This window comes from Mesorhizobium sp. C395A (genome assembly GCF_030323205.1).
Classification (GTDB): domain Bacteria; phylum Pseudomonadota; class Alphaproteobacteria; order Rhizobiales; family Rhizobiaceae; genus Mesorhizobium.
This window is the reverse complement of the sequence record NZ_CP100473.1, coordinates 530,185-551,805: the sequence shown is the minus strand read 5'-3', so window position 1 is coordinate 551,805 and position 21,621 is coordinate 530,185. Positions and strand designations below refer to the sequence as shown.

The 21,621-nt window shown below is 63.4% G+C and carries 17 protein-coding genes; 10 read left to right on the top strand and 7 right to left on the bottom strand.

Translation table 11 applies throughout. The features are described from left to right. Positions 1-44: 44 nt before the first annotated feature. Together NLY37_RS02570 and NLY37_RS02565 are read right to left on the bottom strand one after the other, a co-directional pair. Positions 45-1,166: an ABC transporter substrate-binding protein gene (locus NLY37_RS02570; protein ID WP_023738557.1), complete on the bottom strand. Its 1,122-nt coding sequence runs from the start codon at positions 1,164-1,166 to the stop codon at positions 45-47. A 386-nt stretch (positions 1,167-1,552) separates the two neighbouring features. After that, positions 1,553-1,819: an SEL1-like repeat protein gene (locus tag NLY37_RS02565; protein ID WP_006199745.1), complete on the bottom strand. Its 267-nt coding sequence runs from the start codon at positions 1,817-1,819 to the stop codon at positions 1,553-1,555. 437 nt (positions 1,820-2,256) lie between these two features. On the opposite strand from NLY37_RS02565, the gene NLY37_RS02560 reads away from it, so the two are divergent. The 5 genes from NLY37_RS02560 (at position 2,257) to NLY37_RS02540 (ending at position 6,101) form a co-directional block, all read left to right on the top strand. Beyond that, entirely contained in the window at positions 2,257-2,598 is a 342-nt protein-coding gene (locus NLY37_RS02560) for a DUF2147 domain-containing protein (protein ID WP_023687258.1), read from the top strand. A 224-nt stretch (positions 2,599-2,822) separates the two neighbouring features. Next, positions 2,823-2,975 carry a hypothetical protein gene (locus NLY37_RS02555; protein WP_023738556.1) on the top strand — a complete coding sequence of 51 codons (153 nt, stop codon included), beginning with the start codon at positions 2,823-2,825 and terminating at the stop codon, positions 2,973-2,975. A 39-nt stretch (positions 2,976-3,014) separates the two neighbouring features. After that, positions 3,015-3,209 (top strand): hypothetical protein, encoded by a 195-nt coding sequence (locus tag NLY37_RS02550; protein WP_023670200.1) that lies wholly within the window; start codon positions 3,015-3,017, stop codon positions 3,207-3,209. A 277-nt stretch (positions 3,210-3,486) separates the two neighbouring features. After that, a complete protein-coding gene (locus NLY37_RS02545) occupies positions 3,487-4,947 on the top strand; it encodes an AMP nucleosidase (RefSeq protein ID WP_023731828.1) in 1,461 nt (486 codons plus the stop codon). A 122-nt stretch (positions 4,948-5,069) separates the two neighbouring features. Beyond that, positions 5,070-6,101 carry an endonuclease/exonuclease/phosphatase family protein gene (locus NLY37_RS02540; protein WP_023698596.1) on the top strand — a complete coding sequence of 344 codons (1,032 nt, stop codon included), beginning with the start codon at positions 5,070-5,072 and terminating at the stop codon, positions 6,099-6,101. A 25-nt stretch (positions 6,102-6,126) separates the two neighbouring features. On the opposite strand, the gene NLY37_RS02535 is transcribed toward NLY37_RS02540, so the two are convergent. Continuing rightward, positions 6,127-6,720 carry a DUF922 domain-containing protein gene (locus NLY37_RS02535; protein ID WP_353621659.1) on the bottom strand — a complete coding sequence of 198 codons (594 nt, stop codon included), beginning with the start codon at positions 6,718-6,720 and terminating at the stop codon, positions 6,127-6,129. A 150-nt stretch (positions 6,721-6,870) separates the two neighbouring features. Then, positions 6,871-8,550, bottom strand: coding sequence for an electron transfer flavoprotein-ubiquinone oxidoreductase (locus NLY37_RS02530; protein ID WP_023742638.1), 1,680 nt, complete (start codon positions 8,548-8,550; stop codon positions 6,871-6,873). A 302-nt stretch (positions 8,551-8,852) separates the two neighbouring features. Between NLY37_RS02530 and NLY37_RS02525 the strand changes: the two genes are divergently transcribed. The 3 genes from NLY37_RS02525 to NLY37_RS02515 all read left to right on the top strand — a co-directional run bounded on the left by NLY37_RS02525 (position 8,853) and on the right by NLY37_RS02515 (position 11,604). Then, positions 8,853-9,407: a hypothetical protein gene (locus NLY37_RS02525; protein WP_023698594.1), complete on the top strand. Its 555-nt coding sequence runs from the start codon at positions 8,853-8,855 to the stop codon at positions 9,405-9,407. Positions 9,408-9,674: 267 nt separating this feature from the next. Next, positions 9,675-10,553: a uracil-DNA glycosylase gene (locus NLY37_RS02520; RefSeq protein ID WP_023742639.1), complete on the top strand. Its 879-nt coding sequence runs from the start codon at positions 9,675-9,677 to the stop codon at positions 10,551-10,553. Positions 10,554-10,791: 238 nt separating this feature from the next. Further along, entirely contained in the window at positions 10,792-11,604 is an 813-nt protein-coding gene (locus NLY37_RS02515; RefSeq protein WP_023742640.1) for a helix-turn-helix domain-containing protein, read from the top strand. A gap of 19 nt (positions 11,605-11,623) precedes the next feature. On the opposite strand, the gene NLY37_RS02510 is transcribed toward NLY37_RS02515, so the two are convergent. Then, positions 11,624-12,526, bottom strand: coding sequence for a DMT family transporter (locus NLY37_RS02510; RefSeq protein WP_084559012.1), 903 nt, complete (start codon positions 12,524-12,526; stop codon positions 11,624-11,626). Positions 12,527-12,843: 317 nt separating this feature from the next. Here NLY37_RS02510 and pepN point away from each other — a divergent pair, with 317 nt between their 5' ends. Then, the gene (gene pepN, locus NLY37_RS02505) at positions 12,844-15,483 is read left to right on the top strand and encodes an aminopeptidase N (protein ID WP_023742642.1); all 2,640 of its coding nucleotides are present in this window, start codon (positions 12,844-12,846) and stop codon (positions 15,481-15,483) included. Between the two features lie 209 nt (positions 15,484-15,692). Continuing rightward, positions 15,693-18,014, top strand: a complete 2,322-nt coding sequence (locus NLY37_RS02500) for a PAS domain-containing sensor histidine kinase (protein ID WP_023742643.1) — start codon at positions 15,693-15,695, stop codon at positions 18,012-18,014. A gap of 103 nt (positions 18,015-18,117) precedes the next feature. Here the strand turns inward: NLY37_RS02500 and NLY37_RS02495 are convergent, their stop codons facing one another. Together NLY37_RS02495 and NLY37_RS02490 are read right to left on the bottom strand one after the other, a co-directional pair. After that, a complete protein-coding gene (locus NLY37_RS02495; protein WP_023705425.1) occupies positions 18,118-18,591 on the bottom strand; it encodes an EF-hand domain-containing protein in 474 nt (157 codons plus the stop codon). Between the two features lie 65 nt (positions 18,592-18,656). Continuing rightward, positions 18,657-21,611, bottom strand: coding sequence for a bifunctional [glutamine synthetase] adenylyltransferase/[glutamine synthetase]-adenylyl-L-tyrosine phosphorylase (locus NLY37_RS02490; protein ID WP_023742644.1), 2,955 nt, complete (start codon positions 21,609-21,611; stop codon positions 18,657-18,659). Between the last annotated feature and the right edge of the window lie 10 nt (positions 21,612-21,621).

Genomic DNA, 21,621 nt, shown 5'->3' with positions numbered 1-21,621 from the left:
AATGGCCGGGACAAGCCCGGCCATTTCCATGAGTACGCGGCCGCTTACTGCGCGATCGGTGCGTATTTGCCGTCGTGCCACTGGTTGATGTCGTAGCTGGCGTTCTTCAGATCGCCCTTCTCGTCGAAGGTCACGTCGCCGACCACGGTGCTGAAGGGCGTGCCGTTCTTCAGCGCTTCGGCTACCTTGACCGGATCGTCCGTTCCGGCGCGCTTGACGCCCTCTGCAAACGCCTGAACGACGGCGTAGGAGAACAGCGTAAAGCCTTCCGGCACGAAGCCGCCCGCCTTGATCTTGGCGATGGCCTCCTTGGCTTCCGGCTTGGCCTGCGGGTCCGACGGGAAGACGAACAGGGTGCCTTCACCGGCGGGGCCGGCGACCTGCCAGAATTCCGGCGAGGCGATCGAGTCCGGCATGATCAGCTGGAACTTGACGCTCTGCTCGGCCGACTGACGCAGGATAAGCCCGGCTTCCGGGTGATAGCCGCCGAAATAGACAACGTCGGCCTTGAGGTCCTTCAGCTTGGTGACGAGAGCCGAATAATCCTTCTCGCCGGCATTGATGCCTTCATAGTCGATCTCCTTGAGGCCACCGGCATTCATCGTCGCCTTCACGGCATCGGCAACGCCCTGACCGTAGGCGCTCTTGTCATGCAGGATAACGACATTCTTGCCGGCATATTTCTTGGCGATCCACGGGCCAATGAAGGCGCCCTGCGCGTCGTCACGCGTATAGAGACGCATGATCGTCGGCCAGCCGGCCTTGGCGGCGGCATCGGTCAGCTCGGGATTTGAAGAGGCCGGGCTCATCATCAGCGCGCCGGCCTCGGCGTAGACGGCGGAAGCCGGGATGCTCGAACCTGAACAGGCATGGCCGTCAATAAACTTGACGCTGTTGGCAACGATCCGGTTGGCCACAGAAACCGCCTGCTTGGGATCGCACTGGTCGTCCTCGATGTCGAGCTTGATTATCGAGCCGTTGACACCGCCGGCGGCGTTGATCGCATCGGCGGCTGCCGTTGCGCCCTGCTTGAACTGATCGCCGATCGTGGCGAGCTGTCCGGTCATCGGGCCGACCACCGAAATGGTGATGTCATCGGCAAAGGCAACCGGCGCGCTCATCATCAGGCCAAATACGGCCGCGCTCAAAATACCCGTTTTTTTCATGGTGATAGAACTCCTCCCACACTCGCGCAGCCGCTCTGGCCGCGCTTCTTTCCGAAGGCGGGACAATTTCATCCTTCATTGGGCCTGTCTAGGCGCATCGGCGCCGCTCGATTGGGCCTCATCAACGCAAAAAGCCACGCCAGCCTGTTCCGGCCGGTCGTGGCTTTTTGCTCGTAGCAGTCCCCATGCGCCCCCGCGCCACGAAAACCTGCCCGCCGTCCCCATTGTGCACGACTGGACCGTGCCGGCCTGCCGCGTTCTTGTTCTTTCATGGTCGGCCGTCTTGTCGCGGCCTCGTCGTTTCACCGGTTCCGACCGTCTTTGCGGTCTTGATCCCGGGGCTTCCCTGTTTTCGATAATCTGCCTGCGATAATCTGCTCGCGATCTCAGTGCATCGTCATCCATTCGCGGGCTTCGCGCAGCGCCTTGGCGATCTCGACCTTGGACATTGCGGCCGACAGTTCCGAGCGCAGTTCCGCGGCGCGGACCGAGCCCTTGATGGCGGCGATGTTGAACCATTTGTGGGCGGCAACGACATCGGTCTCGCAATCGCGGCCGGTCGCATACATCATGCCCAGTTCGAAAAGAATGTCGGCCTGGGCAGTTGCCCCCATGGCGCCGAAGCCGGCTTCAAGCATTTCAAAACGTGCCATTTTAGTCCCCTGTCTGGCTCCCGAGAGCGGGCCTCTTCTGTCCCCCGGTGTTCCCTGGGGAGCCGCTCTTTCGATGCTTCCGAGAATGAGGCCGAGCCTTGAATCCGTCGTTAAATGGCGTGCTTAATTTGGAGAAAACAAAGCTAAAACAAGAGGTAAACGCGGAAATTCGTTAAGGATACAAAGTCAGCAATCCCGCCGTTTCTCGACCGATTTGACGAAAATTTGCAAGGCGCCGATCAACACTCTGCTAACCACGCGAACCAAAGCCAACGCCTCGATCGTTTCATTTCCACGGGCTGCACTCTCCCGACCCCGCATGAAAATTGCGAAACCTTCCGTCGCGGCACGCTTTTGTTTTGCCGGGAGCTGGATTAGCTTACGTTTGCGTAAGGGGCAGAGAGGCGGCTGCCCCATCTAAACCAGGGAGGACAGATATGTTTCGCAAAGTGAGCTTGGCCCTGGCGGCCGCCGTGATGATGGCTGGTGCGGCTTGGGCCGATCCGATCGAAGGCAATTGGAAGACACAAGCCGGCGACACAGCAGTTATCGGCGGCAGCGGTTCATTCTCCATCACCCTGAAGACCGGCAAATATGCCGGGAAGACCATCGGTTCGCTCAAGGCGGCCGGGGCCAACAAATATGCCGGCAACATCACCGATCCGGCAAACGACAAGACCTATTCGGGCAAGGCAACACTGTCGGGCACCTCGCTCAAAATGAGCGGCTGCGTGCTCGGCGGGCTGATCTGCAAGAGCCAGACCTGGCACAAGCTCTGATCTTGCTGCTTTGAGTTGACCAACGGGGCCTTCACAGGCCCCGTTTTCTTTGCAGGACGGTCCGCGCCATAGCGACGACCGTGCCGTTTGCGGCGGCGCAAACCCGAACCGACGCTCTCTCTAAGACCTCGTCAATCACTTTGAACCGCAGATGAACGTCGGCATCAGCGCCGGTTCAGTCGCATCAGGGCATTTGATGGCGTGTTCAAGGAGACACTACGCAAATGCTCGCTCGCCGCTTCACCATCGTCTGCCTGTTGATGAGCCTGTTCGGGATGCTCTTCGCCATCCTCGTGGCCGAATCCGGCCGTCCGGCCCGTTCCTGGAATGCAGCCAGTTCCTGCCAATTCGATTGCATGAACCATTTTCGCCCCTGAGACGACAAAGACATAGATCCAAACAGAAAAGCAAAAGCCATGAACCGCATCGCCATCAACGCCCTCCAGACCCTTCGGCTCCTGCCGCGGGCGGCGCTCGTTCTGGTCGTGTTGTCGGCGCCGGTCCTGGCCATGCCGATGATGCGGGCCAATGCCGACACGACGATCGACGCGCCGGCGACGAAGAAGCATGGCGTCGGCTTTGTCTTGCTGGTCAGTCTGCAGCGCGGGTAAGGTGTGCCGGTATTAAGGTGATGCTGGCCTGCAAGTGGCGGCCTTGGTGCTCACATGCTTCGAGTACGCTCCGCTCCGGTTCTCGAAGCCAACCAGTTTGGTCGCTTCGCGCCCGTCCTCGACTCCGGCTCAGCCTTACCTGAATCTCAGCACACCTTGGGCGTGGACGAATAAATCGACCACTTGGCGGCCACCCTCCCCTCCCAAGTGCGGCCTCAAGTCTCTATATTGAGCCATGGAAAAGCGAATCTACCCACAAGCTATCGAATCGGTCGTCATGCCGGAGCCTTTCGGCAAGCAGAGCTTCGACGACGCCAAAAAGGCCGTGGCCGCCTTGCAGGTGCTCTACGACCGCAACACCAAGTTTCTGCGCGACTCCTTTGCCACGCTTGCCGCCGGCGGCGACGAAAGCAAGCGCTACCGCGCCTTCTACCCGGAGATCGGCGTCACCACCAATTCGTTCACCCAGATCGACTCGCGCCAGGCCTACGGCCACATGCCGACCCCCGGGCATTTCTCGACCACCATCACCCAGCCGGTGCTGTTCGAACGCTATCTCGTAGAGCAGCTTCGCCTGATCATGCGCAATCACGGCGTGCCGGTAACGGTTTCGGAATCGACCACGCCGATCCCGCTGCATTTCGCGTTCCTTGAAGGAACCCATGTCGATGGCGCCGCCGCCGACCGCATCAAACGGCCGATCCGCGACCTGTTCGACGTGCCGGATCTCGACGGCACCGACGACCAGATCGCCAACGGCACCTTCGAGGTCGCGTTCGGCGAACCAAGGCCGCTGGCGCCGTTCACGGCGCAGCGCATCGACTATTCGCTGCACCGCATGACGCACTACACCGCGACCAGCCCGCAGCATTTCCAGAACTTCGTGCTGTTCACCAACTACCAGTTCTACATCGACGAGTTCGTCGCCCGCGCGCGGGCCCAGATGGCTGAAGGCGGCCACGGCTATACCGAATTCGTCGAACCGGGCAATGTCATCACCAAGGCAGGGCAAAACGCGCCCAGCGAAGGCGTGGCGGCGCCGCGCCTGCCTCAGATGCCAGCCTATCATCTGAAGAAGCCGAACCATGGCGGCATCACCATGGTCAACATCGGCGTCGGCCCGTCCAACGCCAAGACGATCACCGACCATGTCGCGGTGCTGCGGCCACATGCATGGCTGATGCTCGGCCATTGCGCCGGCCTGCGCAACACTCAGGCGCTGGGCGACTATGTGCTGGCGCATGCCTATGTCCGGGAAGACCATGTGCTGGACGATGACCTGCCGGTGTGGGTGCCGATACCGCCGCTGGCCGAGATCCAGGTGGCGCTGCAGGAGGCGGTCGCCGAAGTCACCGGACTTTCCGGCTACGATCTCAAGCGCATCATGCGCACCGGCACCGTCGCCACCATCGACAACCGCAACTGGGAACTGCGCGACCAGCGCGGACCGGTGCAGCGGCTGTCGCAGTCGCGCGCCATCGCGCTCGATATGGAATCGGCCACGATCGCCGCCAATGGCTTCCGCTTCCGCGTGCCCTACGGCACGCTGCTTTGCGTCTCCGACAAGCCGCTGCATGGCGAGTTGAAGCTGCCCGGCATGGCGACCGAATTCTACAAGCGGCAAGTGGCGCAGCATCTGACCATCGGCATCAAGGCGATGGAGAAGCTGGCGGAAATGCCGATGGAACGGTTGCATTCGCGCAAGCTGAGAAGCTTTTCGGAGACGGCCTTTCAGTAGACCGGCTTGCCGTAAATGTTTGCCGCGAGGCGTTTCGTCATCTTGATTGGGCCGCATTTCAGCCGATAAAGGCCTGATACCTCGGCAATGTATTACCCGGTCTATGGGCAAGACCCGGTCTGATGGCACGCGTGCGAAAGATGATGGCTTCAATGGCGTTCCTGGCAATGCTCGGCCTCTCGGCCGCGCTTGTAGCCGGGTTCTTTGGCGCACTGCATCCGGCCTTCGATTCCTTCGCCCATTTCCGCATCCATTTTGCCGTGCTGATGGGGCTGATTGCGCTGCCGCTGCTCGCCACCTCGTTTCGCCTGCAGGCGGGCGTGGGCCTGCTGCTGGCCGTGGCCGCCTTCGCCAGCACGTTGAGCACCTTGCCGCGCCTGTGGCCGGTGCGGGCCGCCAATGACGCCGCGCCCGGCAACGAACCGGTCTACCGGCTGCTGCAGATGAACCTGCGTTTCAACAATCCGACACCCAAGAAGGTTCTTTCGCTGATCGGCAGGACCAACCCAGACGTGATCACGCTCGACGAAGTATCGGCCATGTGGGCGACCGAACTCAGCTATATCCAGAACGCCTATCCCTATCGCATCCTGTGCGCCCATCCCGACGGCGTGTGGGGCGTGGCGCTTTTGTCCCGGCGACCCTTTGCGGCCGGCACCGAGCCGCATTGCGAACCGCGCGGCGCGATGGCGGCCGCCACCGTCGATTTCGGCGGCACTCCGGTCGATGTCGCGGCGATCCATTTGAGCTGGCCGTGGCCGAAGGAACAATACTGGCAGATCGGCGAGTTGACCGAGACGCTCACCTCGCTCGGCGAGACGGCGATCATGGCCGGCGACTGCAATGCCGTGCCGTGGAGCGCCGCGGTACGGCGCGTTGCCTCGCTCGGCGGACTGACCGTGATGCCGTCGGCCGGACCGACCTGGATCCACCGGACCCTGCCCGATTTCCTGCGGCGCTATGCGGGCCTGCCGATCGACCAGGTGTTTTCGAAGGGCGGGGTGACCATCCTGTCGTCGACGCAGATGGAAGAGACCGGCTCCGACCATCTGCCGGTGATGGTGGAATTTTCATTGATGCGCGACGAGACCAAGCCGGTCGACGAGGATTCTACCGCGACTGTGTCGCTGATCCAGCCCAGCATGGGCGGCTAGATCGTACGCCACGGGGCTTACGGTTTCACAAGCCTACCAAGGCCTCGATGATGCGCTCGACATGGCCGCCTTCACTGTGCTCGCGCGCGTCGAACGCGATCTGTTTTGCCTCATAGAGCTTGGAAGTGGCTTGCAAGCGCCGCGTGGCTTCGACGCGCGTTTTGTTGCATTGCGGATCGTTGGCAAATTTCAGGCCGCGAACCGACCGCTCGGCAGCCTGCATCATCTGCCCGGCGATACGGCCATGGGTTCCTTCATGAGCGAGAACGCCTGTGAAAAACCGGTTCCAGCGTTTGCGCAGCGCCGGCGTGACGGCCGAGGCGACGCGCGGGTAGGTGTAGGCGATGTTGAGCGTTCCATTGGCTTGGCGCAGGCGGCAGACGCCGTTGACCTGACCCAGGTCCAGGCTCCAGTCCGCGGTGTAGCTTGTCTGCGCGATGGCGTGGGTCATGAAACCGTGCTTGGGGCCTCTGCGGTTCATGGCGATAACCAGACCGGCACCTGTCGTGCCGGTGATGTCATAGGTTCGCGTCTTAACGACGGTTTTCACCCCGGCCGACGCCGTCCCGACGACGCCGCAGGCCGCGCTTATGGCGGCGACGCAAAACAAGACCAACACGCGCATGCCATTTTCCCCATGGACGCGGCAATGAGACCACAAGCAGACGACGGTTTCAACAATCTTTGGCGCCGAGCGCCTTACATGCGTTGGTAAACCCGGCCATCGCCGCCATTTTTTGCTGGTCGAGACGGCCGCGGTCGGTGAGGCTCACATGTCCTGATAGACCGGGCCTTCGCCGCCTTGTGGCGGCACCCAGTTGATGTTCTGGTTGGGATCCTTGATGTCGCAGGTCTTGCAGTGCACGCAGTTCTGCGCATTGATGACGAAGCGCACATCCTTGGCAGACGGATCGGCGGCGGCGTTGCCGTCCTTGTCGACCCATTCGTAAACACCGGCCGGGCAATAGCGGGTCGAGGGCCCGGCAAAGACATCATGCTCGGAACGCTTCTGCAACTCCATGTCGCCGACGATGAGATGCACCGGCTCGTTTTCCTCGTGATTGGTGTTGGACAGGAACACCGAGGACAGGCGGTCGAAGGTCAGCACGCCGTCCGCTTTGGGATAGGCGATCTTCTTGTGCTTGGCCGCGGGCTCAAGCGTGGCGTAATCGGCCTTGCCATGTTTCAGCGTGCCGAAGGGCGAGAAGCGGAACAGCGTGTTCAGCCACATGTCGAGACCGCCGAGGCCGACGCCGATAATGGTGCCGAAGCGCGACCAGAGCGGCTTGACGTTGCGGACCTTCTTCAAATCCTTGCCGATATCGGTCGCGCGCCAGGCGTCCTCATAAGACGACAGCTCGTCATTGGCACGGCCGGCGCCGATCGCTTGCGCGACATGTTCGGCTGCCAGCATGCCGGACAGCACCGCATTGTGCGAACCCTTGATGCGCGGCACGTTGACGAAGCCCGCCGCACACCCCATCAGCACGCCGCCGGGGAAGGAGAGTTTCGGCACCGACTGCCAGCCGCCTTCGGTAATGGCGCGCGCGCCATAGCCGATGCGCTTGGCGCCCTCGAAGGTGCGCGATATCGCCGGATGCGTCTTGAACCGTTGGAATTCCTCGAAGGGCGACAGCCAGGGGTTCTTGTAGTTGAGATGCAGGACGAAGCCGACCGCGACCTGGTTATCCTCGAGGTGGTAGAGGAAGGAGCCGCCGCCTGTCTTCAGGTCGAGCGGCCAGCCGAAGGAGTGCTGCACCAGGCCCGGCCGGTGGTTCTCGGGCTTGACCTGCCACAGCTCCTTGAGGCCGATGCCGTACTTGCCGGGCTCACGGCCGTCGGACAGTTTGTATTTTGCGATCAGCTGCTTGGACAGCGAACCGCGCGCGCCCTCGCCGATCAGCACGTATTTGCCCATCAGCGCCATGCCCGGCGCAAAGCCCGGGCCATGTGTGCCGTCTTTTTCGACGCCCATGTCGCCGGTGATGACGCCCGTGACCGCGCCGGCATCGTTGTAGACGAGGCTGGCGGCAGCAAAGCCCGGATAGATTTCGACGCCTAGCGCTTCAGCCTTGGTCGCCAGCCAGCGGCAGACATTGCCGAGCGAGACGATGTAGTTGCCGTGATTGTTCATCAGCGGCGGCATCAGGATATTGGGCAGACGGAACGAGCCGGCGGGGCCGAGCACCAGGAAATCGTCGGCCGTAACCGGCGTCTTGAAGGGGTGGCCATCTTCCTCGCGCCAGCCCGGCAACAGGCGGTCGATGCCTATGGGATCGAGGACGGCGCCTGACAGAATGTGGGCACCAACCTCGCCGCCCTTTTCCAACACCACGACGGAAAGCTCGGGATTGACCTGCTTGAGACGGATCGCTGCGGCAAGGCCCGCCGGGCCGGCCCCGACGATGACCACGTCGAATTCCATGCTCTCGCGTTCGATCTCGCTCATCAACCCCTCCGCTCTGGCCAACCGTTTCCGGCATTTTGCTGGCTCCTGCGCTGCATAGCGCATCAATCCGCGACAGGAAACCGGCGCTGACGTGACAATGCCGATTTCGACAAAAAGTCGCGGATAACAACTCTGCCGCAAGCGTTTTGCGCGCGGCCGCGCTCAGCGTCCCATATTTTAATTGTTCGACGGCTCTCTTATCGGCCATACTTATTTCCATGCGCACGCCGTCCGGCTATTCATTGACGCGCTTCCCCCTTCCGCCCGGCCGGACCTGCCGAGCGATCCTTCTCGCCCTTTCAATGCTTACGCCGGTTCGCGCTCAGGCCGAGCCGGTGAAGGTGTGGGCGACCGGCGCCTATTCCTTTTCCGACGAGCTTGGCGGTTTCCACATCACCGGCGCCTCGGGCACCGGCACCAAGGAAGATCCGTTGGTCATCTCCGAGGAGCTGAATTCGTCGACGCCGGTGACGCTCACCATCCGCACCACCAAACCGATCCAGCCGTTCAGCACCAACGGCGAATTCGCCAACGGCATCCTGTACATGCGTATCGAGGTGCTCAACAACAGCGGCCAGGCCTGGGTCGAATTCCAGTTCGAGCTGCAGGAGATACTCAACCAGCCGAGCGTGTTCGGCGACGGCCTGTCCTTCGACCAGCGCAACAAGACGCCCGACAACATCCTGTCGAGCGCGTACGCCGATTTCGACCGCGATTTCGAACCCTATGACCGGCTCTTGTTCAAGAGTGGACAGATCGACCCGCTGAAGAGGGGACGCTTCGAGTTTCTGATCACCGACTACACGCCGCGCTGGACGTTTTATCTGGTTCAGGATCCGCGGATTCCTACGGGGTAAGCGGCAGACGCCGTGAAAATCGCCACGAAATGCCCTTCGTGATTGGCGAAAGCCGACGAGCGCGTAATCTCCCTCCTTGAGCGGGAGATGGCCGGCAGGCCAGAGGGGGTCGCTGCGCGTCGAGCGCCAACCTCCTCGGTCGCCGACAGGCCGCGTCCGGTCGTGCCGACCCCCTCTGTCGCCTTCGGCGACATCTCCCCCTCGAGGGGGGAGATTACTAACCGCCCAACCTTGCAAATCGTCTCTCGGCGGACGAATGTGCCCGGCATGACTGCCGCCTCCCCCAACAACCGATCCGACCTGGCCGAGTTGCTCGCCTTCTACGCCTCTGCCGGCGTCGACGAAGCGTTGGAGGACGCGCCGGTGAACCGGTTTGCCGGGGCAGCACCGAAGCGCCCCGAGCGCACAACGGCGCCTGCCGCGCCGTCTCGCGAAAACAAGTTTCCGGAACAAGCCGCCGCCAGCCCCGGGCTGGACGCAAGCCGGGTGCCGGACGCGCCTGCGCGTTCCGTTCCGGCCATGGCGACGGTGCCCGACGAGGCACAGGCGGCCCTGGCCCGGCAGATGGCGGCAAGCGCCTCGACGCTCGACGAACTGCGCCAGCACATGGCGTCCTTCGATGGCTGCAACCTCAAATTCACCGCCAAGAACCTGGTCTTCGCCGACGGCAATCCGGAGGGTTCGGTGATGCTGGTCGGCGAGGCGCCCGGCCGCGACGAGGATATTGAGGGCCTGCCATTCGTCGGCCGCTCCGGCCGGCTGCTCGACCGCATGCTGGCGGCGATCGGGCTTGACCGGACTTCGGTCTATATCGCCAACGTCATTCCCTGGCGGCCGCCCGGCAACCGCACGCCGACGCCGCACGAGACCGAAATCTGCCGCCCCTTCATCGAGCGGCAGATCGAGCTGGTCAATCCGAAGGTGCTGGTCAATCTCGGCGGCCCTTCGGCCAAAACCCTGCTCAACACGACCGAGGGCATTCTGCGCCTGCGCGGCAATTGGCAGGTGCACACGACGGTGTCGGGCACTGCCATTCCGGCCATGCCGACGTTGCACCCGGCCTATCTCTTGCGGACGCCGGCGCACAAGAAACTGGCGTGGCGGGATTTTCTCGAGGTGAAAGCGAAGTTGCGAGAGGTGGGCTAGCTAGCTGATCTCCCCCTTGAGGGCCCTTGGAGGGGGAGATGTCGCCGAAGGCGACTGTGGGGTCGTTGCGCGTGGAGCGCCAACGTCCATTTTCCGTAAGAAGGTCGCATCCCGTCGAACCGACCCCTTCTGGCCTGCCGGCCATCTCCCCCTCAAAGGGGGAGAAGATTTCGCCTCGGCCTCCGCTATAACCTCCGACGTAATTGAAATCCCTCTCCCGCCGCCTTAATCCTGCCCGATGACAACAGCCCAAACCTCCGCCGGCAGCCTGATCCGCGAATGGCGCACGCGCCGGCGCATGAGCCAGCTTGATCTCGCAATGGAGGCTGAGATTTCCCAGCGTCATCTCTCCTTCGTCGAAAGCGGCCGCGCCGCGCCATCGCGCGAGATGGTGCTGCATCTGGCCGAGCAGCTTGAGATTCCGCTGCGGCAGCGTAATCAGCTGTTGCTGGCTGCCGGCTTTGCCCCGAGCTTCAGCGAGCGGCCACTCACAGATACGACGCTGGCGCCGGCGCTTGCCGCGGTCGAGAGCGTGCTCAAAGGGCATGAGCCGTTCCCCGCCCTCGCCGTCGACCGGCACTGGAACCTGATTTCCGCCAATGCCGCCATCGGCCCGTTTCTGCCCGATGTTGCCGAGCCGTCGCTGCTCCAGCCGCCGGTCAATGTTCTGCGCCTCAGCCTGCACCCGAACGGCATCGCACCGCGCATCGTCAATCTCGCGGAATGGCGGGCGCATCTGCTGGAGCGGCTGAAACACCAGAACGATGCCGCCGGCGATCCCGTCCTGGTCGAGCTGGAGCGCGAATTGCGAACCTATCCGTCCGGGCTCAAGGGTGCGCGGCCGGTGCCGGTCGAGCCCAACGGCATCGTCCATCCGCTGCGGCTGGCGCATGGCGACCAGGTGCTGTCCTTCATCAGCACCATCACCGTCTTCGGCACGCCGCTTGACGTGACGCTGTCGGAACTGGCGATCGAGTCTTTCTTCCCGGCCGACGAGCAGACGCGAGCGGTGCTGGTGCGGCTGGCGAAGGAACGTGCGGAAGCTAACTGAGCCAACCCCGCGGACCTCCTCACCCCTGTGGTGGCGCTGCCTTGCGCGTTCGGGTGCGTTCCAGGCCGAGTTGGCGCTCGCGCCAGATGATGAACATGCCGGCGGCAACGACGATCACACCGCCGACGAGCGTGTTGATGGTGGCGATATCGCCAAAGGCGAAATAGCCGACGACCACGCCGAGGATCATCGAGGTGTATTCGAACGGCGCCACCACCGAAGCTTCGGCATGGCGGTACGCCGCCGTCATCAAAATCTGCGCCAGCCCGCCACAGAACCCTGCTGCGACCAGCAGACCGGCCTGCAGCGGCGTCAGCGCCTGCCAGCCGAAGGGCAGCGTAAGCAGCGCCATGACGCTCGCCGTTGCCGAAAACCACAGCACGATGGTCGCCGTCCGTTCGGTCTGGACAAGATTGCGCACGAGCAGGATGGCGTTGGCGGAGATCGCTGCGGAGACCAACGCCGCAATCACGCCCAGCACCTCCTGATCGCCGACTGCGGCGCCCGACGTGAGCAGCGTCAGCTCCGGCCAGGAGATGATCAGCACGCCGACCAGACCGACCGCAACCGCGCTCCAGCGATAGATGCGGATAGCTTCGCCGAGGAACAGCGAAGAGAACATCACCACCAGCAAAGGCTGGGCATAGTTCAGCGTGATCGCCTCAGGCAGCGGCAGCCGGGTCAGCGCAAAGAAGCCGAGCCCCATGGCGCAAACGCCGACGACACCGCGCGCAATGTGGTTCAGCGGGCGTTTGGTGGCAAACGCCGTACCGAGTTTTCTCTTGTAGGCCAGGAAGGCGATGATCGGGAAGATGGCGAAGAAGGAGCGGAAGAAGACGATCTGGCCGGCCGGCAAAGTGCCGGCGGCCTTGATGCAGGTTTGCATGCCGACGAAGACCGCCACCGACATCACCTTGAGCATGATCCCGGTCAGCACACGCCCTGGATGATCGGACAGTTTCCCTGCCGCCTCGTCTCTCGGCCCTAAAGTCACGCCTCCGCCGCTTCCCGAATCGTTGCCCAGATATGTGTCGTAGGACGCAGCACAGAGGCACCCATGCCGAATTTCGGTGTGACGACGGTCATCAAGGCCTCGCGATGAAGATCGAAGGGGAACGCCGTGAAATAGGCATTGGCGCAGTTTTGTCGAGTGACCGTTTCGTGTAAAGAGCGCGCAACTTTAGATTAATGGGCCAGGACACGTCAGCGGCTCCGATAGCGACAGGGAAACCCAAGGGAATGCGAACCGATACCGGCCAGGTCTTCAAGCTCGAAGACTACCGCCCCAACGACTTTTCCATCCCGCAAACCGGCCTCACCTTCCGCCTTTCGCCAGACGCAACGCGTGTCACCGCAGTGCTGACGATCGAACGCCGCGATGGCGCCGCCGCCTCGACGTCGCTGGTGCTGGACGGCGACGGGCTGGTGCTCAAGCGCATTGCCATCGACGGTCGCGAGCTTGCCCCGGCCGAGTATCTCGCCACGCCGGACCAGCTGACCATTTTGAGGCCGCCGGCCCGTTTCCAGCTGCTGCTCGAGACTGAGATCGCGCCGGCCAGCAATGAGGCGCTGATGGGCCTCTACCGCTCCAGCAATGTCTATTGCACGCAATGCGAGGCCGAGGGCTTTCGCCGCATCACCTATTTCCTCGACCGCCCCGACATCCTGTCGGTCTATACCGTGCGTATCGAGGCGAGGCTGAACGAAGCGCCGCTGTTGCTTTCCAACGGCAATCCGGTCGAAAGCGGCGCGCTTGCCGACGGCTGGCACTTTGCAGTCTGGGACGACCCCTTCCCCAAGCCGTCCTATCTGTTTGCGCTCGTGGCCGGCAATCTTGGCCAGGTCGCCGACAGTTTCGTCACCATGTCCGGCCGCAAGGTCGAACTCGGCATCTATGTCGAGCCAGGCAAGGAGGGGCTCGCCGGCTACGCCATGGACGCGCTCAAGCGCTCGATGCAATGGGACGAGAAAGCGTTCGGCCGCGAATACGACCTCGACGTCTTCAACATCGTCGCCGTTTCCGACTTCAACATGGGGGCCATGGAGAACAAGGGCCTCAATATCTTCAACGACAAGTATGTGCTGGCCGACCGGGAAACCGCCACCGATGCCGATTTCGCCAATATCGAGGCGATCATCGCGCATGAGTATTTCCACAACTGGACCGGCAACAGGATCACCTGCCGCGACTGGTTCCAGCTCTGCCTTAAGGAAGGGCTGACGGTTTTTCGCGACCATGAATTCTCAGCCGACCAGCGCTCGCGCGCGGTCAAGCGCATCGCCGAAGTGCGCACGCTGAGGGCGCACCAGTTCCCCGAGGACCAGGGACCGCTGGCGCATCCGGTGCGGCCGCGCCGCTACCGCGAGATAAACAATTTCTACACGGCGACGGTCTACGAAAAAGGCTCGGAAGTCGTGCGCATGATCCGCACGATTCTCGGGGCCGAGGCTTTCCGCGCCGGCATGGACCTCTATTTCGAGCGCCATGATGGCGAGGCCGCGACGATCGAGGACTTCCTGAAGGTGTTCGAGGACGTCTCCGGGCGCGACCTGTCTCAGTTCGCGCTCTGGTATCACCAGGCGGGCACGCCGAACCTGACCGTCAGTTCGACGCACAATCCGGCGACGCGCGAGTTTACGCTCGAGATCGAGCAGTCGGTGCCGCCGACACCGTCGGAGAGCCGCAAGCGCCTGATGCACATTCCGCTCGCCTTCGGGCTGGTCGGCGCGGGCGGTGAGCCGGTCGCCTATGATGGCGTCGAGGGAGCCACCGTCGAGGACGGCGTTATCCACATCCGCAAGCGCCGTCACATGGTGCGCTTCTCAGGCGTCGCCGAGCGGCCGGCGGTGTCGCTGAACCGTGGCTTTTCGGCGCCGATCACGCTTTCGGTCGAGCAGAAGGCCGACGACCAGTTCTTCCTCGCTGGCCATGACAGAGATGCCTTCGCGCGCTGGCAGGCGTTCAACACGCTGCTCACCGATGCGCTGATAGCGGCCTTCCGCCAGATCCTCGGCGGCGCGAAACCGGTTTTCACCGCCAGGCTGACCGGACTTGCCGGTAAGATCGCCGGCGACGAGACGCTGGAGCCTGCCTACCGGGCACTGGCGCTGTCACTTCCCGGCGAGGCCGACATTGCCCGCGACATCGGCACGAACATCGATCCCGACGCCATCTTTGCCGCTCGCCAAGCACTGGCGCTGGCAATCGCGCGCGCCAATCAGCAAACGTTCACCGACCTATACAGCCACCTCGCCGACGACGGGCCGTTCAGCCCGGATGCGGCCAATGCGGGACGCCGGGCGCTGCGCAACATCCTGCTCGACTACCTGTCGCTGCTGCCGGAAGGTGCTGCGCTCGCCGCCCGGCATTTCGAAACCGCGACCAACATGACCGACCGCGCCGCAGCGCTGACCGTCCTTGCGCACCGCCATGACGGTTCGCCGGAGGCGATCAAGGCGCTGGCCGATTTCGAGGCGCGTTATGGCGCCGATCCGCTGGTCATGGACAAATGGTTCCAGATCCAGGCCAGCGTGCCGGGACGCCGGACAGTCGACACGGTACGCGAGCTGACTGGTCACGCAGCTTTCTCGATGGCCAATCCGAACCGGGTGCGCTCGCTGGTCGGCACATTCGCCAGCGCCAACCAGACCGGCTTCCACCGCGCCGATGGCGAAGGCTACCGGTTTTTTACCCAGACCGTACTCGAGGTTGAAAAACGCAATCCGCAAGTGGCGGCCAGGCTGGCGACAGCGCTGCGCTCGTGGCGCTCGCTGGAGCCGGGCAGGCAAGCCAAGGCCAGGGAAGCGCTGCTGGCGATCGCCGGTACCGAGAACCTGTCGGCGGATTTGCGGGATATTGTGGAGCGAACGCTAGCCTGATCCTTCCCCTTGAGGGACGGTGGACAGCCGCCGAAGGCGGATGGGCGGGTGGGGTGGTGGCGAGGGATTTCAGCGTTATTTCAATCAATTTTTAATGTTTTTCGGCCGCGCCTCTGGACAAGGCGAATCACCTTTGATTCTTTACAGACGATTCGGATGTGCGGTGTTGCCGGATCGTCAAGCGTACGGAAATTCGGGGAGTGCCATTTATGGCCAAGGCGGACGCGTGGGGCGCGCCCGAAGGGACGGCTTTTGAGCGGCGCAAGGCGCGAGGCGACGGCCTCGCCGGCAATACGCGGCTCATCGCTGAACCAGCCTACCGGCGGCTCCTGGCTGCCGAACCCCTTCTGCGCCGTTCGATACCGGCTCTCATCATCATCTTCCTGATCGTCATCGCCGCACTGCGCGTGCTGTCGCTGATGAACGAGCGCGACGAGGCCGAGCGCGACGGCAAGGCGGTGCTAGGTCTCGCCGCCGGCCAGATGGCGAACGCAATCTCGGCCGACCCGACCGCGGCATCCAGCGGTGCAATTGATCTTCTGGAAAGCACGAGCCGCCAGGGCGCCATGGGCAGAAGCCATGTGCTTGTGATCACCGACAGCGCCTTCAAGATCATTGCCGTGTCGCCGCTGTCGACCGGCTGGCAAGGGCGATCGCTGGACAGCCTGGTGCTGGACGGCCAGCCGCTGTTCATGTTCGGCGATCGCGCCGGGGTCATGGATGTCAGCATCGGCGGCCAGGACTGGTACGCGGCGGTGAGCCTGACCCGGGACCGCAAGAACGCCGCCGCCGTGCTGGTGCCGCAGGAAGCGGTGTTCGACAACTGGCGCAAGACCGTCTCGCTCAACGTCACGCTGTTTGTGCTGACAGCCGGCGTGCTGATCATCATCCTCTACGCCTATTTCGGCCAGGCATCGCGCGCCGAGACAGCCGACCGCATCTATCTCGAAGCCCATCAGCGCATCGACATGGCGCTGGTTCGCGGTCGCTGCGGCCTGTGGGACTGGGACATGGTGCGCGGCAAGATGTACTGGTCGCGCTCGATGTACGACATGCTGGGCTACGAGCCCTGCAACTCGATGCTGTCGTTCGGCGAGGTCGACGACATCATCCACCCCGAGGACGGCGACCTGTTCGAGCTGGCCAACAAAATCGTCGAGCGCGAGATCGACCATATCGACCAGGTGTTCCGGATGCGTCACGCCGACGGCCAGTGGGTGTGGATGCGCGCCAGGGCCCAGGTGATCGACCCGGAAGCGCCTGAGATCCAGCTGATCGGCATTGCCGTCGACGTCACCGAGCAGCGGCATCTGGCGCTGCGCTCGGAGGCGGCCGACCTTCGCCTGCGGACCGCGATCGAAAACATCAACGAATCCTTCGTGCTGTGGGATGCCGCCCAGCGCCTGATCATGTGCAATTCCAAATACCAGAAGGACAACGGCCTGTCGGACCGCGACGTCATGCCGGGCGCTGCGCGCGCCGTGCTTGAAGAGCGCATGCTTGCCTTCGCCTCTGAACGGCGGCTGGCCAACACCAACGGGCCGCAAGGGGGCGCAACCTTCGAGCGGCAGCTCTCCGACGGCCGCTGGCTGCAGGTCAACGAACTGAGGACCCGGGACGGCGGCACGGTCTCCGTCGGCTCCGACATCACCCAGATCAAGCTGCACCAGGAAAAGCTGGTCGACAGCGAGCGCCGGCTGATGGCGACCATCCACGACCTCAGCCTCGCCCGCCGGGCCGAGGAAGAGCGCGCCAAGGAACTGGTCGAGCTCAACCGCGAATATATGAAGGAAACCGAGCGCGCCGAGGCCGCCAATCGGGCCAAATCCGAATTCCTAGCCAACATGTCGCACGAGCTGCGCACGCCGCTCAACGCCATCATCGGGTTCTCCGAACTGATGGAACAAGGCCTGTTCGGGCCGCTCGGTTCGCCGCGCTACGAGGAATATGCCAACGACATCAACGGCAGCGGCAAATATCTGCTCGGCGTCATCAACGACATACTCGATATGTCGAAGATCGAAGCCGGCCAATTCTCGGTGGACCGCGAGGAAATCGATCTCTGCCCGCTGATCCGGGAGACGGTGCGGGTGATCTCGCTGCAGGCGGCGGAGAAATCGATCACGGTCGAAACCCGCATCGCCGATACGATGACGCTGTTCGCCGACCGCCGGGCGATCAAGCAGATCGCCATCAATCTGCTGTCGAATGCGGTGAAGTTCACCGGCCAGGGCGGCCATATCTCGGTGCGCGCCCGCAACACGTCAGGCGCGCTGGTGCTGACCATCGAGGACAATGGCTGCGGCATTCCGAAGGAGGCACTGAGCAAGCTTGGCCGCCCCTTCGAACAGGTGCAGAACCAGTTTTCGAAGAACCACGCCGGTTCCGGCCTCGGCCTTGCCATCTCGCGCTCGCTGGCCGAGTTGCAAGGAGGAGCGCTGAAAATCCGCTCGACCGAAGGCGTCGGCACGATCGTGTCGGTGCGCATCCCGGTGAAGAAGGCGCAACCGGCGGTGAAGGCGGCGGCCTGACGGCCCGCCAATGCGAGCGGTGCTCTCCGCTGCGTTCAAGGACTGGGTAGGCGCGGTCATGTAAGGGCTCCGGCGGCTTTCGCCGCCGGAGACATATCGCCATTCACTCCATGCTGTCGTCGCCGCCGTCCCATTGGTGGTGGCGGCCCATGCGGCCGTTCTTTGGTAGTTCGTTGCGCTCGATCTTGCCGTCATTGTTGCGGTCGAGCATGGCGAACACCTTCTTCTCACGCCCGGTGATGTCGTCCGTGGTCAGCGTGCCGTCGCCCTTGGTGTCGTAGCGGGCGACGATACGCTTTGCCATTTCCTCGAACCGCGCCTTTTCCAGCGCGTCGGCGAGCTGGGCAACGGTCAGCTTGCCGCCATTGTCGGCGACCAGCTTCTTCAGCCGCGCGTTCATGGCGTCGGAAAACTGGTCGAAGCTGATGGTGCCGTTGGAATCCTTCATCGCCTTGTCGAGGCGCATCATCGCGCCCTCGCGCATTCTGGCGCTGGCATTGTTCTCGGCATAGGCGGTGGTGCCAACGGCGCCGGCAAGCGCGACGAAGGCAAGGGCAAGTCCGGTTGTCTTTCTCATGGGTATTCTCCTGTTGCATCGTCACCCCCGATGCGATCCGAAACAGCCGCCAGCGCTTCACGCCCTCACAACCGTTTCGTACGAAGCAAAAGGTCGAAATCCTTTCTGACCTTTTGCGACGTCTCCTTGAGGTGTGCTTCCAGCACACCGAAATCCGGCAGGTCAGTCACCGCCAGAAGCAGATCCGACAGTCCCGGCGGAACGTCATCGCGTTCGAATGCGCCGGTGAGGCAAAGCCGCGTCATCTGGGTCAGCGCCAGATAGAGCTGGTAGGCTTCGCAAAGCTGCTGCCTGACGTCAGCCTCGGCGAAATCCGGCGACAGATGCGCCAGAATTTCGCCGGTCGCGGTCACCCTGCGGCCGGCTTTGACCTGCCCGGTTATAACCGCCACCTGCGCGATGAATTCGAGGTCGATGAGGCCGCCGGAGATGAGCTTGATGTCCCAGAGATCGCGCGGCGATTTTTCCTTCTCGATCAGCGCGCGCATCTCGGATGCCTCCGCCCTCACCTTGGCGGCGTCGCGCGGCAAGGCCAGAAGTGCCGCCACCTCGGCCTCGACCTCGGCGCAAAGGGCCGCGTCGCCGCCGATGGCGCGCGCCCGGGCCAGCGCCATGTGCTCCCAGGTCCAGGCCTCCTGCCGCTGGTATTTCTTGAAGGCATCGATGTGGGTGGCCACCGGCCCCTTGTTGCCGGATGGCCGCAAGCGCAGGTCGAGCTCGTAGAGAACGCCTTCGGCGGTCGGCGCCGAGACAGCCGCGATCAGCCGCTGCGTCATCCTGGTATAGTAGTGCGATGGTGCGAGCGGCTTGTCGCCGTCGGACTCGTCGGCATTCGCGTCGTGGTCGTAGAGCAGAATGAGGTCGACATCGGAGCCGGCGGTGAGCTCGCGGCTGCCGAGTTTGCCCATGCCGAGCAGCGACACGGTGCCGCCGGCGATGCGGCCATGACGCAGCGCGACTTCGGTGGTCACCGCCTGCAATGCGGCGTCGATGGTGAGGTCGGCGAGATCGGAAAAGGCGCGGCCGGCGCGCGCCGGGTCGATCGAGCCGGCGAGCAGCCTGACACCGATCAGGAATTTCTGCTCGGAGGCAAAGATGCGCAAACGGTCGAGCACGTCCTCATAAGCCCGGTCGCCTTCGATGAAAGCGGCCAACCGCGCTGAGAGATAGGCGCGGTTGGGCAGTTCGGCGAGCAGCGCCGGGTCGAGCAGACCGTCGAAGACATGCGGGCGCCTTGTGATGATTGCCGCCAGCCGAGGCGCGGCGCCCATGATCGTCGCCATTAGTTTCAGCAGGGCGGGATTCGACTGCAGCAGCGAAAACAGCTGGATGCCGGCGGGCAGGCCGGCGAGGAATTCGTCGAAGCGAACCAGCGCCTCGTCGGCCCGGCGCGTCTGGCCGAAGGCTTTGAGCAGCGCCGGCGTCAGTTCGGTCAGCCGCTCGCGCGCTTCCGCAGACTGGGTGACGCGGTAGCGGCCGAAATGCCAGCCTCGAATCACGCGGCAGATGTCGCTTGGCCGCTGGAAGCCAAGGCCGTGCAAGGTCTGCAGCGTGTCGGGATCGTCGACATCGCCGGTGAAGACCAGATTGCCGACGCCGGCCGACAATTCAGGCGCGGTCTCGAACAGCGCGGCGTAATGGCGCTCGACCTCATGCAAAGCCGCGCGAAAGGTTTCGGCAAATCTGGCGGCATCGGCAAAGCCCAGCATATGGGCGATGCGTTCCAGCCCTTCATCATCGTCGGGCAGAATATGCGTCTGCTCGTCGGCGACCATCTGGATGGCGTGTTCGACGCGGCGCAGAAACCAATATTGCTGCGTGAGCGCGTCGCGTGCATCGGCGGTGATCCAGTTGCGCGCCGCCAGCGCACCCAGCATCGGCACCGTCTCGCGGCCGCGCAGCTCCGGAAAACGGCCGCCGGCGATCAGTTGCTGGGTCTGGACGAAGAACTCGATTTCGCGAATGCCGCCGCGGCCGAGCTTGACGTTGTGTCCTTTGACCGCGATCTCGCCATGACCCTTGTGGGCATGGATCTGGCGCTTGATCGAATGAACGTCGGCGATCGCCGCATAGTCCATGTATTTGCGCCAGACATAGGGCTGCAATTCCCGCAGGAACGCATCCCCGGCATCGAGATCGCCGGCCAAGGGACGCGCCTTGATCATGGCGGCGCGCTCCCAGTTCTGGCCGCGCGCCTCATAGTAGCGAAGTGCTGCCTCGACCGGGATCGCCAGCGGCGTCGAGCCTGGATCGGGACGAAGCCTCAAATCGGTGCGGAAGACATAGCCGTGCCCGGTGCGGTCCTGTAGGATGCGGACCAGCCTGCGGGTCAGGCGCGCAAACAGCTCTGTGGCCTCGAGCGGATCGACGATTGCCGGCGCATCCGGATCGAAGAAGACGACGAGGTCGATGTCGGAGGAGAAATTCAGTTCATGCGCGCCAAGCTTGCCCATGCCGAGCACGATCCAGCCGGATTGCCGTGACGGATTTTCGGGATCGGGTAATTTGAGCTTGCCTTGGCTGTGCGCCTCGCGCAGCAGGAAGTCGACCGCCGCGCAGGTGCAGGCATCGGCGAGATTGCTGAGGCGCCTTACCGTCAGCGCGGCATCGGCCTCGCCGGAGAGGTCTGCAAGTGCGATCAGGAAGTGAGCTTCACCCTTCCACTGCCTGAGTTCCATCATCAGGCTGGATTCGGAAACGGTCTCGGAAAAGGCGGCCTTGCCGATCGCTTCGGCGATGGCGAGCAGCCGAGCCTCGACACTGCCATCGAACAGCGCGTCGAGGATTTGCGGCCGGCGGCGCGCGACATCGCGGAGGAAGGGCGAGAGGTCGAAGACGGCAGCGAGAAACTCCTGTGCGGCGCCCTTGACCCCTAGGAATTTCGCCAGCCGCGGCAGGTTCTCGTCCTTGGCATCGCCAGCGATCTCCGACAGTTCACGCCGGGCGCGGGCCTCATCCAGCGGCGCGAGCTGCGCCGCCAGTTGCAGGCGCCATTCGGTCTCGATCCGTTTCGCAGCCATCCTCACCGCC

Excerpts from the sequence above, each read along its gene's own strand:
- NLY37_RS02570 (WP_023738557.1), bottom strand. The coding sequence starts at position 1,166 with ATGAAAAAAACGGGTATTTTGAGCGCGGCCGTATTTGGCCTGATGATG.
- NLY37_RS02565 (WP_006199745.1), bottom strand. The coding sequence starts at position 1,819 with ATGGCACGTTTTGAAATGCTTGAAGCCGGCTTCGGCGCCATGGGGGCA.
- NLY37_RS02560 (WP_023687258.1), top strand. The coding sequence starts at position 2,257 with ATGTTTCGCAAAGTGAGCTTGGCCCTGGCGGCCGCCGTGATGATGGCT.
- NLY37_RS02555 (WP_023738556.1), top strand. The coding sequence starts at position 2,823 with ATGCTCGCTCGCCGCTTCACCATCGTCTGCCTGTTGATGAGCCTGTTC.
- NLY37_RS02550 (WP_023670200.1), top strand. The coding sequence starts at position 3,015 with ATGAACCGCATCGCCATCAACGCCCTCCAGACCCTTCGGCTCCTGCCG.
- NLY37_RS02545 (WP_023731828.1), top strand. The coding sequence starts at position 3,487 with ATGCCGGAGCCTTTCGGCAAGCAGAGCTTCGACGACGCCAAAAAGGCC.
- NLY37_RS02540 (WP_023698596.1), top strand. The coding sequence starts at position 5,070 with ATGGCACGCGTGCGAAAGATGATGGCTTCAATGGCGTTCCTGGCAATG.
- NLY37_RS02530 (WP_023742638.1), bottom strand. The coding sequence starts at position 8,550 with ATGAGCGAGATCGAACGCGAGAGCATGGAATTCGACGTGGTCATCGTC.
- NLY37_RS02525 (WP_023698594.1), top strand. The coding sequence starts at position 8,853 with ATGCTTACGCCGGTTCGCGCTCAGGCCGAGCCGGTGAAGGTGTGGGCG.
- NLY37_RS02520 (WP_023742639.1), top strand. The coding sequence starts at position 9,675 with ATGACTGCCGCCTCCCCCAACAACCGATCCGACCTGGCCGAGTTGCTC.
- NLY37_RS02515 (WP_023742640.1), top strand. The coding sequence starts at position 10,792 with ATGACAACAGCCCAAACCTCCGCCGGCAGCCTGATCCGCGAATGGCGC.
- NLY37_RS02510 (WP_084559012.1), bottom strand. The coding sequence starts at position 12,526 with ATGCTCAAGGTGATGTCGGTGGCGGTCTTCGTCGGCATGCAAACCTGC.
- pepN (WP_023742642.1), top strand. The coding sequence starts at position 12,844 with ATGCGAACCGATACCGGCCAGGTCTTCAAGCTCGAAGACTACCGCCCC.
- NLY37_RS02500 (WP_023742643.1), top strand. The coding sequence starts at position 15,693 with ATGGCCAAGGCGGACGCGTGGGGCGCGCCCGAAGGGACGGCTTTTGAG.
- NLY37_RS02495 (WP_023705425.1), bottom strand. The coding sequence starts at position 18,591 with ATGAGAAAGACAACCGGACTTGCCCTTGCCTTCGTCGCGCTTGCCGGC.
- NLY37_RS02490 (WP_023742644.1), bottom strand. The coding sequence starts at position 21,611 with ATGGCTGCGAAACGGATCGAGACCGAATGGCGCCTGCAACTGGCGGCG.